This is a genomic window from Mucilaginibacter oryzae, assembly GCF_003148845.1.
Classification (GTDB): domain Bacteria; phylum Bacteroidota; class Bacteroidia; order Sphingobacteriales; family Sphingobacteriaceae; genus Mucilaginibacter; species Mucilaginibacter oryzae.
The window spans coordinates 390,094-408,106 of sequence record NZ_QGHA01000003.1 but is presented as its reverse complement, the minus strand read 5'-3'; the positions used below and the strand labels follow the sequence as shown (position 1 = coordinate 408,106).

15 protein-coding genes and 2 tRNA genes are annotated in these 18,013 nt (G+C 44.3%); 9 read left to right on the top strand and 8 right to left on the bottom strand.

Features of this window, described 5'->3' with window-relative positions:
* Positions 1–19 precede the first annotated feature (19 nt).
* The 8 genes from ruvB to LX99_RS10845 all read right to left on the bottom strand — a co-directional run bounded on the left by ruvB (position 20) and on the right by LX99_RS10845 (position 7,903).
* The gene (gene ruvB / locus LX99_RS10880; protein ID WP_022834265.1) at positions 20–1,042 is read right to left on the bottom strand and encodes a Holliday junction branch migration DNA helicase RuvB; all 1,023 of its coding nucleotides are present in this window, start codon (positions 1,040–1,042) and stop codon (positions 20–22) included.
* 218 nt (positions 1,043–1,260) lie between these two features.
* Positions 1,261–1,992 carry a polyprenol monophosphomannose synthase gene (locus LX99_RS10875; protein WP_022834266.1) on the bottom strand — a complete coding sequence of 244 codons (732 nt, stop codon included), beginning with the start codon at positions 1,990–1,992 and terminating at the stop codon, positions 1,261–1,263.
* A gap of 109 nt (positions 1,993–2,101) precedes the next feature.
* On the bottom strand, positions 2,102–3,583 hold the full coding sequence (locus tag LX99_RS10870; RefSeq protein WP_022834267.1) for a POT-type proton-dependent oligopeptide transporter: 1,482 nt from the start codon (positions 3,581–3,583) through the stop codon (positions 2,102–2,104).
* Between the two features lie 126 nt (positions 3,584–3,709).
* Positions 3,710–4,636, bottom strand: coding sequence for a hypothetical protein (locus LX99_RS10865; RefSeq protein ID WP_109607896.1), 927 nt, complete (start codon positions 4,634–4,636; stop codon positions 3,710–3,712).
* Between the two features lie 389 nt (positions 4,637–5,025).
* Entirely contained in the window at positions 5,026–6,204 is a 1,179-nt protein-coding gene (locus tag LX99_RS10860; RefSeq protein ID WP_109607895.1) for an acetyl-CoA C-acyltransferase, read from the bottom strand.
* Positions 6,205–6,334: 130 nt separating this feature from the next.
* Positions 6,335–6,511, bottom strand: a complete 177-nt coding sequence (locus tag LX99_RS10855) for a hypothetical protein (RefSeq protein ID WP_022829884.1) — start codon at positions 6,509–6,511, stop codon at positions 6,335–6,337.
* Position 6,512: 1 nt separating this feature from the next.
* Positions 6,513–7,040, bottom strand: coding sequence for a hypothetical protein (locus LX99_RS10850; RefSeq protein WP_109607894.1), 528 nt, complete (start codon positions 7,038–7,040; stop codon positions 6,513–6,515).
* A gap of 5 nt (positions 7,041–7,045) precedes the next feature.
* Entirely contained in the window at positions 7,046–7,903 is an 858-nt protein-coding gene (locus LX99_RS10845) for an SPFH domain-containing protein (RefSeq protein WP_022829886.1), read from the bottom strand.
* A 114-nt stretch (positions 7,904–8,017) separates the two neighbouring features.
* On the opposite strand from LX99_RS10845, the gene LX99_RS10840 reads away from it, so the two are divergent.
* The 9 genes from LX99_RS10840 to LX99_RS10795 all read left to right on the top strand — a co-directional run bounded on the left by LX99_RS10840 (position 8,018) and on the right by LX99_RS10795 (position 18,000).
* Positions 8,018–10,087 carry an HD family phosphohydrolase gene (locus LX99_RS10840; protein ID WP_109607893.1) on the top strand — a complete coding sequence of 690 codons (2,070 nt, stop codon included), beginning with the start codon at positions 8,018–8,020 and terminating at the stop codon, positions 10,085–10,087.
* 87 nt (positions 10,088–10,174) lie between these two features.
* Positions 10,175–10,264, top strand: a tRNA-Ser gene (locus LX99_RS10835).
* A 72-nt stretch (positions 10,265–10,336) separates the two neighbouring features.
* Positions 10,337–10,423 (top strand) — tRNA-Ser (locus LX99_RS10830).
* A 175-nt stretch (positions 10,424–10,598) separates the two neighbouring features.
* Positions 10,599–10,697: a GIY-YIG nuclease family protein gene (locus LX99_RS26460; protein WP_211319003.1), complete on the top strand. Its 99-nt coding sequence runs from the start codon at positions 10,599–10,601 to the stop codon at positions 10,695–10,697.
* 235 nt (positions 10,698–10,932) lie between these two features.
* Entirely contained in the window at positions 10,933–11,412 is a 480-nt protein-coding gene (locus LX99_RS10820; RefSeq protein ID WP_109607892.1) for a hypothetical protein, read from the top strand.
* 696 nt (positions 11,413–12,108) lie between these two features.
* A complete protein-coding gene (locus LX99_RS10815) occupies positions 12,109–14,445 on the top strand; it encodes a glycoside hydrolase family 31 protein (RefSeq protein ID WP_109607891.1) in 2,337 nt (778 codons plus the stop codon).
* Between the two features lie 545 nt (positions 14,446–14,990).
* Positions 14,991–15,539 (top strand): inclusion body family protein, encoded by a 549-nt coding sequence (locus tag LX99_RS10805; RefSeq protein WP_211319002.1) that lies wholly within the window; start codon positions 14,991–14,993, stop codon positions 15,537–15,539.
* A 349-nt stretch (positions 15,540–15,888) separates the two neighbouring features.
* Positions 15,889–17,196, top strand: coding sequence for a glucosidase family protein (locus tag LX99_RS10800; RefSeq protein WP_109607890.1), 1,308 nt, complete (start codon positions 15,889–15,891; stop codon positions 17,194–17,196).
* A 210-nt stretch (positions 17,197–17,406) separates the two neighbouring features.
* A complete protein-coding gene (locus LX99_RS10795) occupies positions 17,407–18,000 on the top strand; it encodes a dihydrofolate reductase family protein (RefSeq protein ID WP_109607889.1) in 594 nt (197 codons plus the stop codon).
* Positions 18,001–18,013 lie beyond the last annotated feature (13 nt).

The window sequence follows — 18,013 nt, the reverse complement described above, 5'->3', positions numbered from 1 at the left end:
ATGTTTATACAGGTTTATCTTAAAATAACGATGGGTTTCCGCCCAGTTTTATTTTTCCTAAATGTTTGTAGGCCGCTTCGGTGGCTTCGCGCCCCCGGGCAGTGCGCATTAAAAAACCCTCCTGTATCAAAAAAGGTTCATATACCTCTTCAATTGTGCCCTCATCTTCACCAACAGCGGTAGCTACAGTTTTTAAGCCAACAGGTCCGCCTTTAAACTTATCGATAATGGTAAGCAATATCTTGTTGTCCATCTCGTCAAGGCCATGGCTGTCAACATTCAGGGCGTTCAAGGCATATTCGGCTATTTCGGTATCAATTTTACCGTTGCCCTTTATCTGGGCAAAATCACGGGTACGACGCAGTAAAGCGTTGGCAATACGTGGGGTGCCGCGGCTGCGGCGGGCAATTTCGTAAGCGCCTTCATCGGTTATCGGCGTTTTTAATATCGAGGCCGAGCGCAAAACGATGGTGGTGAGTAATTTGGCGTCGTAATACTCCAAACGCGAGTTGATGCCGAACCGGGCCCTTAACGGCGCTGTAAGCAAACCCGACCGGGTGGTGGCGCCAACAAGGGTGAAGGGGTTAAGCGAAATTTGCACCGAGCGGGCGTTGGGCCCGCTCTCCAGCATAATATCTATCTTAAAATCCTCCATCGCCGAGTACAGGTACTCTTCAACCAGCGGACTTAAGCGGTGTATTTCATCAATAAAAAGGATATCGCCGTTTTCAAGGTTGGTTAACAACCCGGCAAGGTCTCCGGGTTTATCCAGCACCGGTCCGGAGGTGATCTTGATGCCCACACCCATCTCGTTGGCAATAATATGCGACAGGGTAGTTTTACCCAACCCCGGCGGGCCGTGCAAAAGCACGTGGTCAAGCGCTTCGCCTCGCTGGCGGGCCGCCTGTACAAATATTTTTAAGTTGGCTAATATTTTATGCTGACCGGTAAAATCCTCAAACTGCTGCGGGCGCAATACTTTTTCAATATCACGTTCGGTATTGCTGAGGCGTTCACGATTAGGATCAAGATGCTCGTTCATTGCCAACGAAATTAGTATTTTTTAGGTGAAAGGTGAAAGGTTAAAGGTAAAAGGTTTGTTTCTTTTTTTGAGGTGAAAGCTTTTTTGAGATGAAAGGATAAAGGGGAAAGGCTTTTTTTGTGGGATTAATGGATAACAAGTTCTTGTGGATTAAAACGATAAAAGGCGAAATGCTTTCACCTTTCGCCTTTTACCTTTATCCTTTCACCTCAAAACAATCATCCCTCCGGATACTTCCTGAAGATACTGTTGATCTTCATCTGGATGACACCGAGGAAAGCTTCACGGAAAATCCGTGTCGACATTTTGGAGGTGCCGGCTGTACGGTCGGTGAATATGATCGGGATTTCGATCACCTTAAAACCGTGTTTAATGGTGGTATATTTCATCTCGATCTGGAAGGCGTAGCCTACAAATTTGATCTTATCGAGTTTTACGGTTTCGAGCACTTTGCGTTTGTAACACATGAAGCCGGCGGTTGCATCCTGTATGTTCATACCGGTAATAAACCTTACATATACCGATGCAAAGTAGCTCATCAATACGCGGCTCATAGGCCAGTTAACCACATTTACGCCGTTGATGTACCTGGAGCCGATGGCAGAATCAGCGCCATCTATACAGGCCTGCCTTAACCGCAGCAAATCATCCGGGTTGTGCGAAAAATCGGCATCCATTTCAAAAATATAGTCATAACTGCGGGCTATGCACCATTTAAAGCCATGGATGTAAGCTGTACCCAGGCCTTGTTTACCTGCACGTTCCTCTATAAACAGGCGCCCCTCATATTCAGATTGCAGCCTTTTCACTATAAGCGGCGTTCCGTCCGGCGATCCATCGTCAATCACCAGTAAATGAAAATCATGAGGTAAGGAAAATACCTTGCGGATCATCCGTTCGATATTTTCCTTCTCATTGTAAGTAGGAATTATAATAATGCTATCCGGCACTTAAAAAATCAATTAAAATAAAAACAGCCAAAGCTAATTGATTTAAACCGGCTCTGAAAATGAAAAGAACCGGCAGCCTTTTCTTTAACTGTATTTAACAAATAGTTGTTTATAAATTGTTGGTTTCGGCAATCACCTCGTTATCCTTAACATAAGGATCGGTAATGTAGTTCCTTTCTTTAAGGCGCGGTGCAACAAACATAAATATGATGATAAACACGCAGATAAAGGCGACAAAAAACCATTCGTAATTAGCACCCTTCAAATTTTCGGCCCACCAGCCGCCATCTTCAATAAGCCCGTTAACCAAAGCGGTGATCAGGTTCCCGAATGACACCACCAAAAACCAGATGCCCGACATGGTGCTTTTCATTGATTTTGGAGAGTGGGTGTAAGCATATTCCAAACCGGTAATGGATACCAGTACTTCGGCAGCCGATAATATTAAAAACGCCAGTACCTGCCACCACATAGATGGAGAGCCACCATGATCAATACTTACGTGTGTAAAGCCGATGACTACGAATGATAGCGCTGTTAACACCAAACCGGCGCCCAGCCTGCGTAATGGTGTTGTTTTTAAACCGATCTTATCCAGGTTAGGGTAGATCACATAGTTGAAGAGCGGGATGAACAATAAAAGGAAAACTGTATTAAACGTCGACATCGAGCCCGGTTCGATCATGAACGAGGTAAAGCCAAGGTTAATGTTCCTGTCCATTTTGGCCGCGTAAAGTGTCCATTCAGAAAGGCATTGATCCCACACAGCCCAAAACGCAAGCGCGAAAAAGAAAACAGAAATTACGCGGTAAACAGCTTTAACGCCCTCAACCCGTTCAGGGTCATAGCTTTCTTTGGCGATATCAAGTAACGACTGGCCCGGTTTCTTTTTGCTTAAATTGGTAAGGGCGTACCAGGTGATAAACACAAGGTTGTTGCGGTTTACACCTTGAGGAGGCACTTTTACATATTTTTTACGGCCCATGAAAAATATAAGAGTAGCCAAAGCCATCAGGATCCCGGGAACGCCGAAAGCCCATTGCGGACCGTAATATTTGTAAATAACCGGGATAGCAACGGTGGAGAGCATAGAGCCGGCATTGATGCTAAAGTAAAACCAGCCATAAACTTTCGAGAGCAGATCCTGGTTGCTGGCGTCAAACTGGTCGCCCACATTAGCAGAAACGCAGGATTTAATGCCGCCCGCGCCGATAGCCACTACAAGCATCCCGAATTCAAAACCGCTTAAGCTGGTATCAAACATGGCCAGCAACAGGTGGCCAACGCAATATACCAGTGAAACGTACAGGATAAGCTTGTATTTGCCGGTAAACCAGTCGGCTATCATACCGCCCACAAATGGCAGGGCGTAAGCCACCATTACAAACAAGTGGTTCAGTTTATTGGCATGGGCATCAGCCTGTTGGGCCAGTGCTTCGGCGCCTGTAGGGTTAAAAAACTGTTTTACCAGGAATAAGGTTAGTATGGAACGCATGCCGTAAAAGCTAAAGCGTTCGGCTGCTTCATTGCCTATGATATAAGGTACACTCTTGGGGAATCGCGACTTTGCCGGAGCGGTTTTTTCTTGCATTTAGTTAAATTAAAAAGTCTGTAAAAATAATATAAATCTTCTTATTCAAAATTTAATACCGAAAGTGTTACAATTTTAATAATAAATGCTTCAGTTTTTTGCTACAGGTAAAGTTTAATTTCTTTTTTAATTAACGGGCACGCTGGCGCGGTCGCGGGCGGCTTGTTTTTTGGGGTCGATATAACCCGCGCCGGCGGCTGCATCGGTATTATCAGGAATGTTGCGCATATCCAGCGTTTCTACAAAACTCCACCGGCCGTTTTTTAGCTTGTAGCCATCGTAGCTCAGGTCGGGGCCGTAAGTTTCGGGATGGTTTTTCATCTTATCGTCGGGCGCGGTGAGGTGGTCAAAAACAATAAGGTTTTGATCGGGGATATACCTTAATAACATCGATACCTGGCGGGCATATTCAAATACCACCCGTTTGCGGGTTTTATGGTTGCCATCAAAAACAGGCAAGCCAAATTCGGGCTTATCATTGTTGAATGATAGCACATCCAGTACTTTTTTGGTTGATTTTACGGTATTGCCTTTCCAGCCAATAAGCACATAATAGGGTTTAATGGCATGCACGGGCACAATTTTATAGTATTGGGCTCCATACCATTTGCGGTTGTCGGTTACCGTATCTTCAGGATTTTTAATCAGCGGCGAGTAATCCTCCAGCGGGTACATTTTTAATTCGCCGGTGGGGGTATTCATTTGCACCGTGCCGTAAAAACGGTAGCTGCCGTCAAGGTTCATTACGTGCCAGCTAATGATCCGGAAACGGTTATCGGGCGATTTAACAATGGTTACGGCCTTCACCGAATCGAAGGGAAAGGCGAACGAATTATCTGTTCTTAAAGCCTGTACCAGGGTAGGTATAAACTTGTAGTTGGCGTTTTTACGCTCCATATCGTTCTCATCGTTCACCATTTTGTTGCTCAGGTGCGCAAGGCTGTCTTCAAACATGGTAAGCCGTTTAAGCCGCCCGGCATCACCGGTATGCTGTGCAAAGGTTTGTAAACAAAGCAGGAGGGAAAGGATGGTAAGCGCTGTTTTTTTGGTCACGGTTATAGTTTACTTGATTTTACTTTAAGTGGTGATTTGTTTGGGACTGTATTTTGGGTTTAGTGAAATCGTTTTAAAAAAAAGTTGCCATTGTCTACGAAAAAAGGCCTCACCCCAGCCCTTTCCTTTGGAGAGCGCTGGGGTGAGGCTAAGCTTTGTATATGTTTTAAAAGTGATTTCACTTATCTGAACAAATCAAATCTTTAGCAACTGTTTAAGTTTACTTTTTTTCTGTAGATAGAGGGATATTTGTGTCTTAAAATTGCTGTTTACAGTAGCAGTATAACCTGCAAAGCCGCTTGTCCTGCAGGAGACACAAATATGCGTCTCTACGTGAAATTTTTAACGGCTTCTAACTAATCTCTATTCTCCAACCACTAATCTCTATATCAACGTAAATTTTCAATAACAATTGCGCTGGCGCCGCCGCCGCCGTTGCAGATTCCGGCAGCGCCGTATTTGCCGTTGTTTTGTTTCAGTACGTTTAAAAGGGTAACAACAATCCGCGCTCCCGAAGCCCCCAGCGGGTGCCCGAGGGATACCGCCCCGCCGTTAACGTTTACTTTTGCGGGTTCGATATTTAAAAGCTGGTTATTGGCTATCGATACCACAGAAAAAGCCTCGTTGATCTCAAAAAAATCAATATCATCGGTTTGCAAACCTGCCCTGTGCAAAGCCAGCGGAAGGGCCTTTGAGGGTGCCGTGGTAAACCATTCGGGTGCCTGTTGCGCGTCGGCATATGATACAACCCTGGCCAGTGGTTTAATGCCAAGCTCATCGGCTTTTTCCCAGCTCATCAGTACAACGGCCGCCGCACCGTCGTTCAAGGTAGAGGCGTTAGCTGCCGTAACAGTTCCGTCTTTTTTAAATACAGGTTTTAGTGTAGGGATCTTTTCAAATTTTACCGCGCGCGGTTCCTCGTCTTCGGTAAACATGGTGATCTCGCCTTTTTTATCTTTCAGGCCAACGGGGGTAATTTCCTCTTTAAACTTTCCGGCCGCCTGGGCCGCCAGCGCACGATTGTACGATTCGATGGCGTAGGCATCCTGTTGTTGGCGGGTAATGTTGCAGTCGGTAGCGCAAAGCTCGGCTGCCGAACCCATGTGGTAGTCGTTATAAACATCCCAAAGACCGTCTTTTACCAGGCCGTCGGTTATCTCGCCATGGCCCAGCCGGTAGCCGTTACGTGCTTTATCAAGATAGTAGGGCACATTGCTCATGCTCTCCATGCCGCCGGCAACAGCAATATCATTCTGGCCGAGCTCGATACTTTGGGCGGCCAGCATAATGGCCTTCATGCCCGAAGCACAAACTTTATTAACCGTAGTGGCAGGCAGGTAGGGAAGGCCCGCGAAAATGGCCGCCTGGGTAGCCGGAGCCTGCCCGATATTGGCCGACATTACATTCCCCATATAAACTTCCTGCACCTGACCGGGCTGTAAACCCGCTTTTTCAACTGCCGATTTAATGACCGCGGCGCCCAGTTGTGTGGCGCTGATGGCTGCCAAACTACCACCGAAACTGCCTATGGGTGTGCGGGTTGCCGCTACTATTACTACTTCTTTCATGTGTTTCGCTTTAAAATTGGTGGCTAAAGTTAGTGATTTGTTGTTAGTGATTAGAGATTAGTTAACCTATGTGTTATTAATGGTTGGATTTATTTAGATGACAATTTTCCTAAAGTCCATCCTCTAACCACTAATCACCAATCTCTTTCCCTTTCTTCTTCGCCCCCTTCTTTCGCGCCAGCAAAGCCTGTTGCAGCAGGTATTCTACCTGGCCGTTGGTGCTCCTGAATTCTTCGGCTGCCCAGGTTTCAATTTCTTTCAGCATTTCGGGGTTAATGCGTAATACAAATGCTTTCTTTTCCGCCATATCAACTCACGGCCGCAGCTTCGGCTTGTTTAAGTAATACCAAATTAATGCCCATTAAGGCGAGTAATGGCAGGTGGGGCACCGTTTTAGCCATTTCGGGTTCAATCTGAACTATAAACGGACGTTTCCAGCTCCAGAATTTGGTTTGCACCACCAGGATATCGCCATATTGGTCGCTAACCCAGGTGTAGTTGTGCGATAAAACCTTTTTATTAAAAAAAGTTGCCGTAAAGCCCTTATTCAGGCTTAATTGTATTTTGCGGCACCAGCGTTGCGGTACTACCATGCCAATTTCTTCTCCGGCGGGTTGTTCTATAACCAGCTTGCGGCTTAACAGGCCTTTGCGCCTGATGTTCCAGCTGCCGGTTGCCGTTTCCAGTAAACAACAACTTTTAAAAGCGTTGGTGTAGGTAAGTTTGCCGTAGGTAAACTGCCCGTCGGTAAGTTCATACCACGGTCGCCAAAATCCGTGTTTAACTACGGGCAGACCCGTGGTTCGCAACTGGTCGAAATTTCTGTAGTATTCCATGGCTGTTAGTGGTATAAGGTACCTGTATTAACAACGGGGTTTACAGCTTTATCTCCGCAAAGCACCACCAAAAGGTTGCTCACCATGGCCGCCTTACGCTCTTCATCAAGCTCTACAATGTTTTTTTCGGATAGTTTGTTCAGCGCCATTTCAACCATGCCAACCGCGCCTTCAACAATCAGCTTGCGCGCCGCGATGATAGCCGATGCCTGCTGCACCTGCAACATGGAATGCGCAATTTCGGGTGCGTAGGCCAGGTGCGAGATCCGCGCTTCCAGCACTTCAATGCCCGCACGGTTCAGGCGCTCGTTTAATTCTCTTTCCAGCATTTCGCTTACTTGGTCGGCGCCGCCGCGCAGGGTGATCGTTGCGTTTTCATCTTCCAGGTTATCATACGGGAAAGTATTGGCCAGGTGCCTCACAGCGGCCTCGCTCTGGATATTTACATACTGGATATAATTTTCAACCGCGAAAACGGCGGCGGCGGTGTCTTTAATCTGCCAAACAATAACAGCGGCAATTTCGATGGGGTTACCAATGCTATCGTTCACTTTCAGTTGCTGGCCGTTCAGGTTAAATGCCTTTAATGATACCTTCTTTTTAACGGTAAAGGGGTTAACCCAAAAAAAGCCGTCCTTTTTTACGGTACCTATATACTTGCCAAAAAACGTCAGCACTTTAGATTCGTTAGGGTTTACAATGATGAGGCCCGGTAGCAAAAAGACGAAGGTGATGATCAATAGTATAATGGCAATGGCTATTTGTTGCTGTACAAATAACAGTGCTGAACCAATTAATAATACCATCGAGACAATAAATGTAGCAAAGCCGGACGGCGGGTTGATGATTTTTTCAGGATTCATGATTTAGTTTGATTTTAAAATGATATCACAAAGATATCATAATCAATTCCACAAAAGCAAGAAAAACTGCATATAACAGAAACTTATATTATTTTTGGCAGGTTAAATACATCAATGGCAAAACTATCCACTTCGCGCCAAAAGGCTTTGCTGCGCAAATACGCCCGTAACGTTAAATATTTAATGACACTGGCCAGTATCGCGCTTATTGTTTACTTTTTACCCAAGCAGGCAAAATTTAGCTACGAGCACGAAAAAGGGCGCATCTGGAACCAGAAAGACCTGGTATCGCCTTATAACTTTGCCATATTGAAAACACCGCAGCAGATTATGAGCGATCAAAAATCGGCGCTGCTAAGTGTAACGCCTATTTACCAGCTTGATGCCGGCATGGGCAACGCGCAGATAGATGGTTTTAAAAGCGATTTGGAAATTAAGTGGCATAACTCGGGCCTGAACGATAAGCTTAAATCAAAGTATCTGTCAACCGGGGCCGATCTGCTTGCCGAAATCTACCAAACCGGCGTTTTTAAGCCTAACGCCAAATACCAGCGCGGAACCGAAAATTACCAGGTGCGCATCCTGAATAAAAACGTAGCTACCGACCGTAACACCGGCGAACTTTTTACCCGCGAAAAAGCGCTCGCTTACTGCGATAAGGTATTAAGCCGCCATACCGACCTGGATAAAGCCTTTTTGCTCGACCTGGTCAGCAACCGCCTGCAAAACAACCTGAGCTATGATAATAACCTTACCTCAAGGCTGGAGAAGGAGGTGGTTGACGGCCTTTCGGTAACCCGCGGCATGGTGCAAAAAGGCGAGGTGATTGTTTACAAAGGCTCGGTGGTTAATGATGATGTTTACCAAAAGCTCGAATCGTTTAAAAAAGCCTTTGAAGATAACGCCCGGGTAAACGGCAACCGTAACCTGGTGCTGTTGGGCCAGTTTTTTTTGGTGGGGATAGCCATTACCCTGCTTATGATATTTTTATACCTGTTCCGCAAGGATATTTATGCGGATAACAGGTTGGTGGGGCTTATTTTGCTGGTGATTACCGCTATGCTGTCTACCCTGAGCCTGGCCATCAAGCTGCAGTTCCCTACCAATTTATACTATATACCTTACTGTATAGTGCCCATCATTATCCGTATTTTGTTTGATACCCGCCTGGCCCTCAATATCCATATGCTTGTGGTGCTGATGGCCGGTTTTTTTGTGCCCAACAGCTTCGAGTTTGCTTATTACGAGATCACGGCGGGTATGGTATCTATCTACAGCATTAAAAACCTGGTGCGCCGCGAGCAGTTCCTCATCTCGGCAGTAATTATCATATTTAACTATTTTGTGGCCTTTTTAGGGATCACCTTTGTGCGCGAAGGCGATTTTATGAATATCGACTGGATGGAGTTTTTGCCCTTTGTGGTAAGCGTACTGCTTACCCTGCTGGCCTACCCGCTGATCTACCTGTTTGAGAAGGTTTTTGCCATCACATCCGAAATTACGCTCATTGAACTTACCAATACCAACGCGCCCCTGCTGCGCGAACTGGCCTTTAGCGCCCCGGGCACATTTCAGCACTCGTTGCAGGTAGCCAACCTTGCCGAAAATGCTATTTATGCCGTAGGCGGCAACGCGCTGCTGGTTAGGGCAGGGGCTTTGTACCATGATATCGGTAAAATGGAAAACCCGCTGTTTTTTATCGAAAACCAGGCATCCGGTTTTAACCCGCATGATAAGCTGCCTTACGAAGAAAGCGCCCAGATCATCATCCGCCACGTAAGCAAGGGTATTGAAATGGCCCGCAAGGCAAACCTGCCCGAAGTGGTGATCGATTTTATCCGTACACACCATGGCAACACCCGGGTTGATTATTTTTACCAGTCGTCGCTCAAAAATTTCCCCGAAAAATTTATCAACGAGAATATTTTCCGCTATCCCGGACCGATCCCTTTTACCAAGGAAGGCGCTGTTTTAATGTTGGCCGATTCGGTTGAGGCTGCCTCCCGCTCATTAAAAGAACCTGATGAAGAATCCATCAGCGTTTTGGTTGACCGGATTGTAAAATATAAGCTTGATCAAAACCAGCTGAAAGACAGTAATATAACGTTAAAAGATATTGAAACTATTAAAGCTATTTTTAAACGGATGCTGATGAGTATTTATCATGTGCGGATAGATTATTAAAAATGTAATTTTTTTTTGAGGGGATAGTTGAATTACTATATTTGCAGTCCCCGAAAAAAGGGAAACAATAGCTTAACAAAGCAAAACGGAGAGATGCCTGAGAGGCCGAAAGGAACAGTTTGCTAAACTGTCGTACTGGAAACGGTACCGAGGGTTCGAATCCCTCTCTCTCCGCCAAAAGCCCCCAAAGGGCTTTTTTTATTGCATTATAGCTGCTTGTGGTTTTAAACAAGAGCAGCAGGTAAAACCGGAGAGATGCCTGAGAGGCCGAAAGGAACAGTTTGCTAAACTGTCGTACTGGAAACGGTACCGAGGGTTCGAATCCCTCTCTCTCCGCCTTCGCACGCCGAAGCGGACTATGGCGGATGAAATCCGCTGTAGCTGCGTAGGAGGGCTTCGCCCGAGTAATAAGGAATTGTGCTCTCTATCGGTGAGTGCATCAAAAGATAAATGGAAAAAGCTGGATGAAAATTCCGCATTTTTCTGTTTTAGCCTTAACTAAACCTTTCGCATGTGGTATTACGTATACATTCTTGAATTGAATAACGGCAAGCATTACGTAGGATGTACTGTAAATCTAAAGGAGAGGTTTTCCCGGCATATAAAATGATATGTGCCCGCAACTAAGTCTCATCTTCCCCTAAAATTAAACTGGTGCTGTTCTTTTCATGATAGGTATAAAGCTTATGAGTTTGAGCGTTACCTTAAATCCGGTTCTGGTAGAGCATTCGCTTCGAAACACTTATATTGAAATTATATCTGAGAGTCAGAAAAGCAGTTAGTGCAACTATAATACTCTGAAGTACAAATTTTTGTTATTTTTGATTAAATAGTAAAATAGCCTTATGAAACCAATCTTATCACTGATTACCGCACTCCTCATTTGTTCTGTCAGTTTTGCACAATCAATAGAAGCGAAACTTTGGTCTATCGCTAAACAAAAATACCCTACCGATGCTGAGATGCAACGTTATATTTATAACGAGCAAAAAAAAGCTTATAATTATATTACAAGAGTAGCTGATGCAGAAATTAAGCGTTTTGCTGAAAAGAAATATCCCGACGATTACAGCATGCAGGTTTACGTATATGACGAGCAAAAGACCGCCAAGTTCAACATGGCTAAGGTTACCGATGCTGCTTTGAAAGCTTTTGCGATAAAGAAGTATCCGGACGATTTCAGTATGCAGAAATATATTTACGATGAGCAGGCCGCCGCGAAGGACTTTATGCAAAGCATACCCGATAACGCAGCAAAAAAGAAAGCCCAAAAGGAATACCCGGACGACTTCAGCATGCAAAAATATATATACGAAAACCAGTAATTTAAAACTAAGCTTTGCTTTAACGCGGCCTTAGGTTAAACACCACGTAGGGGCCTAAATCAGGAAACCAGCTGTATCCTAAAATTGTTGTATTTGCGGCAAATAGATTATTGTGTGTTGTTGAAAATAATACATCGATTACAGGAGTGATATGTGTAACGCTGATTGGGTATTCTGAAAACGAAATGGAGGAAGTGCGCAAGTTGATGGCCATGAAAAGGTGATGAGCCTTTAACTGTTTTTGTTGAACTTAGGTTGCGCAATTCAGAAGCGCAGGGAACGTTGCATTCCCCCACGTTTAGGTTAATGAAATTCATTCCTAAATCTACATCCCCCAGCTTTTATGCTTCACCCACAGAGTCTTTTGGCAAAGATTAGGCATCGAAATTTCGGATATGGAGCACAGATTGGGATGAAAGCAAGATTGCCTTATTTATTGATGATTAATTAATGTTGTCAGCCCCGGCCGATTCTGTATTTATGCGCGGGCGGTTGAGTGATCACCTAACCGACAGTATTTTATCTATTCTGAGCAGGATATTAGCAATTTAACTGTAAAAGAGACATTAATTAGGATAGCCGACTAATTTATAACCGGATATACATATTATTGTACAACAAAACCGAACCAATCCGTAGTAAAGTACTCAGCGGCTCATAGATTGTTTCGTGTACATATCACCAAACCAATTGATTATGATAAAGAGATTATTGATTGTTGTAGCTGCAATAGCAACAGCTCTAACCACAGCCTTAGCTCAACCTAACAGCCAAACGCAGCAGATAGCGAAGTTTGTAAGTGGCAACACTAACATTCAAGTGCAATTTTATTCACCTTCAATTGTCCGTGTGCTGAAAACGCCGGTAAACAAACCCTATTCGCCCAAAAGCCTGGTGGTTATCAGGGAACCCGAAAAAACACCGGTAAAAATACATAGAAACGGCGATCTGTTTATAATGGCTTCATCTGCAATAAAAGTGATGGTTAATAACAAAAGCGGCAGAATTGCTTTCTATAATGCTGCAGGTAAACAACTACTGATAGATAGCACAACTTCATTTTTGCCAAAGGATGATGCCGGTAAACCATCTTACACGGTAAAGGGATCGTTCGTTTTGCAAAGTAAGGAACCAATTTATGGCATAGGGCAGATAATGGATAATAAATTTAACAGAAGAGGATCGTCATTACAGTTGAAGAACGAGAACATGTCCACTTACTCTCCTTATTTTATGTCTGTTTTGGGTTATGGTGTGTATTGGGATAATTACTCTATTTCAAACTTCACTGATAAACCCGGTGAGCTGGCCTTTGAAAGCCTTGGGCATTGTGCAGATTACTATTTTATGTACGGCGGCAATGCAGATGGCGTAATTAAACAGGTTCGTAAACTTTCCGGACAAGCGCCCATGCTGCCGTTGTGGGCCTATGGCTTCTTTCAAAGCAGGGAGCGTTACAAAACGCAGGATGAAAGTATAAATGTATTGAAAAAGTATAGGGAACTGCGCGTGCCAATTGATGTGATTATACAAGACTGGCGCTATTGGCCGGAATATAAAGGGACAGATAGCGCATGGAATTCGCAGCTTTTTGATACGGAGCGTTTTCCGCGGCCAAAGCAATGGGTTGATGAGATCCATAAATTAAATGCAAAATTGATGATTGTTACCTGGCCTGGATTTGGCCCCAAAACCGATCAGCGGAAGGAGTTGGATAGCAAAAATATGATCATCAACTTTGATACCTGGCCGCCAAATAGCGGTGCAAGGCCTTACGACGTTTATAATCCGGCTGCTCTTGACATCTATTGGAAATACCTTAATAAAAGGATATTTAGTTACCTTGGTAACGATGGCTGGTGGCTGGATTCGACAGAGCCGGACCATATCAATGTTAAGGATGCTGATTTTGATCTTCCTACTCATTTGGGTTCATACCGGAGCGTAAAAAACGCGTTTTCATTTATGCATAATGGCGGTATTGCCACGCATCAAAAGCAAACTTCAAAAAATAAGCGGGTGGTGTTGTTAACCCGCTCGGGCTTTATAGGGCAGCAAAGATTTGGCTCTAATACATGGAGCGGCGATGTAACATCAAGTTGGGACATGTTGCAGAAGCAGATACCGGCAGCGCTGAACTATACCTTGATGGGCATTCCCAACTGGAACAGTGACATAGGCGGTTTTTTTGCCGGGGGATGGAATGATGGCGGAGGCGCTAAAAATCCTGGTTTTCAGGAACTCTACCTTCGTTGGATGCAGTTCGGTGCATTTTGTCCGATGATGCGTTCGCACGGTACTGATATTCCGCGCGAAATTTACAATTTTGGTAAACCCGGCGATTGGTGCTTTGATGGGCAACAGAAAATGATAAATCTCCGCTACCGATTGTTGCCATACAATTACAGTACAGCCTGGGACGTATCAAAAAACGATGGCACATTTATGCGCCCGTTGATCATGGATTTTGCTGCTGATAGCGCATGTTACGAAATTGGTAATGAATATCTGTTTGGCCGCTCATTACTTGTTAGCCCTGTAACAAAGCCTGATGTAAAAAATTGGCCGGTTTACTTGCCTAAAGGTGCGGATTGGTTAGATTTCTGGACCGGTGAGAAATTAAATGGTGGCCAAACCATCAACAAAGAAGTGCCAAAGGATATTATACCTGTTTACGTGAAAGCCGGGTCGATATTGCCATGGGGGCCTGCAGTGCAATACACAGGTGAAAAGGCCTGGGATAACCTGGAACTCAGAATATATCCCGGCGCTAACGGAAGTTTTAATTTTTATGAGGACGAAAAGGATAACTATAATTACGAAAAGGGTTTCTATTCTACAATTGAATTTCATTGGGATGACGCTAATAAGCAACTAACCATCGGTGCCAGGAAGGGTAAGTTTCCGGGAATGATCTCGCTACGCAGGTTTAAAATATCGGTGGTTAAACCGGGAATGAATATCGGTATGGGAGACAACAATACTGTAAAAACAGTTGAGTATACCGGCAAAAAACTGATTGTTAAAATATAACGCATAAAAGTTCATTTCTATCCCTTTCCGCTGAGTAAACAAGAGGCTGTATCATAAATAATTGGTACAGCTTTTTTATTGAAAAAAGTAAATAATTCTGTTTCATGTATTGAAAAAGCTGAATTTTAAGATAGGCCCTGGTTACTTTCTCAACCAAAAAATAAGTAGTGTTTGAGCCTGAACGTACGTGATTTGATGATTGGAAATTCATTTTATTTTACTTTCTGTTTTTTAAGTATTTGATATTCAATATATTAAAATTTTTAATATGTTCCAGGCAGGCTTGATAAGCGCGTTTTAACCGTAGCTTATGAAATTTTATAAAAGAGTTTTTTTATGGTTTGATACGTATAAATACCTATTTTATTTATACAGTATTTTATCTCTAATAAGCTGATTGAAATAACCTGAAGTTTGTGTTGTGATAAGCTAAGAAGAAAAACCGGTTAAGAAAGCGCTTCGGTCTTTTTGGTTTTGAACAAGGAGCTAGCCCGAAAATCCTTAAAGAGTAGGGCCATTTATTTATCCTAACAACCTTTTTAGTCATGGCAATCGACAGCGAATTTCTCTCCTCCTCGCAGGAAATCATCAACATTCAGATAGTTATTGATACCGATGCAATAACTAACGACTATCCAAATCCAAGCCAGGATCCTAATAATCCTACAGGCTTGCCTCACACCTACATGTATATGGTTGCTACCCGCGGTAACACCATTGGCGGTTCGGGCGGAGCCGACCTGAACGTTAAAGCTGATGTAGGCGATGTTATACGCTGGTACGCAGTATCCGAATACGGTAACTTTGATTCGTCGGTAGTTATTTACAAATTGGCCTGGTACGCCCAGGATGTGGTATTTGACGGCGAAACTTTTAATGTTTATAACCGCACGGGTATTTTACCAGCTAAGGGCACCGCTATCCCTGTTGGTTATTCCGTACAAAATTTCTGGTTTAACCAGGCTACGGTAGTTGCCAAAGGAACTGAGCAATACAATGTGCAATTTGCACTTTATGTACGTCAGAGAGGTGTTGACCAACCGGTATTGTTCGGCTACTATTACTGGGACCCAACCATAACTGTACAAAGCTAAACCAGTTTATCCCCCCAATAATAAAAGGCATAAGCCCGGGATGTCAGTACATGCCCCGGGTTTATTGCCTTTTTATATTTTAACCAAATTAATTTATAGTGAAATGTAGTCACCAAAATACAATAAAATGGTTGGTACCGGCACTATAAAGCAACCTGGCTCACTTTGGAATTAACCGGATACTCTGCCATCACAATCTAACGATCAATTGATGTGCCCGGCATTCAATCTGGCAATACAGACAATAGCACTTCCGCCGATTCCAATTGACCGAATTACATGGATTTAAAAATTCAAGGCCGGACAATAATTCGTGTAAATCAATATTTTCGTAGAAATTCATAGCACTATGTTATCCGCGCGTAAACTTCAGCTTACCCTTGGCGTATTATCTTTTTTGTATGGTGGCGTTGTTAAAGCCCAGAGCAGGTCAGATCAGCGACTGGCTTATCTGATAATGAACGACCACCGGATGGACACCATACAAAAACGGGCGCTTGCACTGCTGAACGGGTTTTCTGCGGGTACATCCTACAACGAAGTCTGGATCCGCGATTTCAATACTTTTATAAACGGTGCCATCAAAGTGCAGGGGGGAGAAAAAGTAAAAGAGATGCTGTTACTGTTTTTCAGGATGCAGGGCAGCGGCGGGGATATTGTAGATGGTTTAGTTGATACGGCAAGGGCACATGTTGGCTATAACTACCGGTACTCGAAAAGCCTGCCGGGTTGGGCCGCCCATAAAAATACGGTTGAAACCGACCAGGAATCCTCATTAATTCAGGCGGTAAAAAAATATATCGATGTAACAGGCGACAGGGCGATATTGAGCGATCAGATTGATGGGCGCACGGTGATTGCCAGGATGGAGGATGCTTTAAACTATATTGTGAACGAAAGGTGGTCGGCGCGATATGGTTTGGTAAAAGGCGCCACTACCATTGATTGGGGCGACGTACAGCCTGAAAACGGCTGGGGCGTAAATATCAACAAAAAAACCAAATGGGCCATTGATGTTTATGATAACGCCATGTTTGCAAAGGCCGTTTATGATTTTATAGCCATGATGCCCGGAAATTATAAGCCATTCCGTAACTGGTCGGCGCTTGCCGCGCGTTTAAAAGCAAGTGTACGCCGGTATTTATGGGATTCGGACAGGCAAAAATATATCCCGCACTTGTTTTTGGGTAATCAACCTTTTTCTGGAAAATTTGATGAAAGAAGAAGGATTTATACCGGGGGATCAATCTGCGCGATTATCGCGGGCTTTAACACGCCCGCCGAGGTTAAAGAAATTAACCGCCAAATGCTGGCTGCCGCCGCTCATGAAAAATTTGCCACTATCGGTATAACCGTTTACCCGCCTTATCCTAAGGATGAATATCCCAACATGCCGCCTTATGTTTACCAAAACGCGGGCGACTGGACCTGGTTTGGTGGTCGCGTAGTAGGGGCCTTGCTTCCCTATAAACTGGTTAATGATGCCTATAATGATTTACAACCCATGTTACAACGTACCATTGATCACCAGGGGTTTTACGAGTGGTATGATGTGCAAAATGGTACGCCTAAAGGCTCCGGCGATTTCAGGGGGGAAGCAGGTGTACTTTATGACGCCATCGTTTTGCTAAGGGAGTGGGCCCTTGTAAATAAATAGGGTGTACAAGGTAACTGCTTAATAAAGATCACTTTTGTTGCTGAATTATCGTTATACATCCTGTTACCACCGGCAATGATCTTTCCGGTTATATGCGGCTTCGGTGTCCTTTCCCGTCGCGATTAACCCTTGATTTGCCGCATATGCACCTTAGTGCTTAAAGTATGCCTGCCTAACTTTGTTTTGTAAGAAATCCAAATTTGAGTTGCTATGAGAAAGATAATCGTTTTAACATTTATTTCATTGGATGGTGTGATACAGGCACCGGGCGGACCGGGCGAAGACCCGTCGGGGGGCTTTGAGTACGGTGGCTGGATTGTGCCTTACAGCGATGAGGTTTTGGGTAACGTGATGCAGCAGCAAATGGCGCCAGCCGATATGCTGCTGGGGCGTAAAACATTCGAGAATTTTGCGGCTTACTGGCCGCAGCGCGCCGACAATTGGCCCGGAATAAACGATGTTACCAAATACGTGTTGTCAAACACCGTGACCAAATCCGACTGGAACAACTGCGTATTCCTCACTAACGTTGCTGATATCGAAAATCTAAAAAAAACGGAAGGTGGTGATCTTAAAGTATGGGGCAGCGGCCAGCTTGTACAGCTATTGTTAAAACACAACCTGGTAGATGAACTTTGGCTTAAAATATACCCGGTGCTGCTTGGCAAAGGGAAAAAATTGTACAATGATGATATTGTACCCGCCGCTTTTAAACTAACAGAAAGTACGGTAACGGCAGGCGGCGTTATCGTTGCCAATTATAAGCGTGATGGCGATGTTAAAACGGGTAGCTTCGGCGATTAGATACCGGTATTTC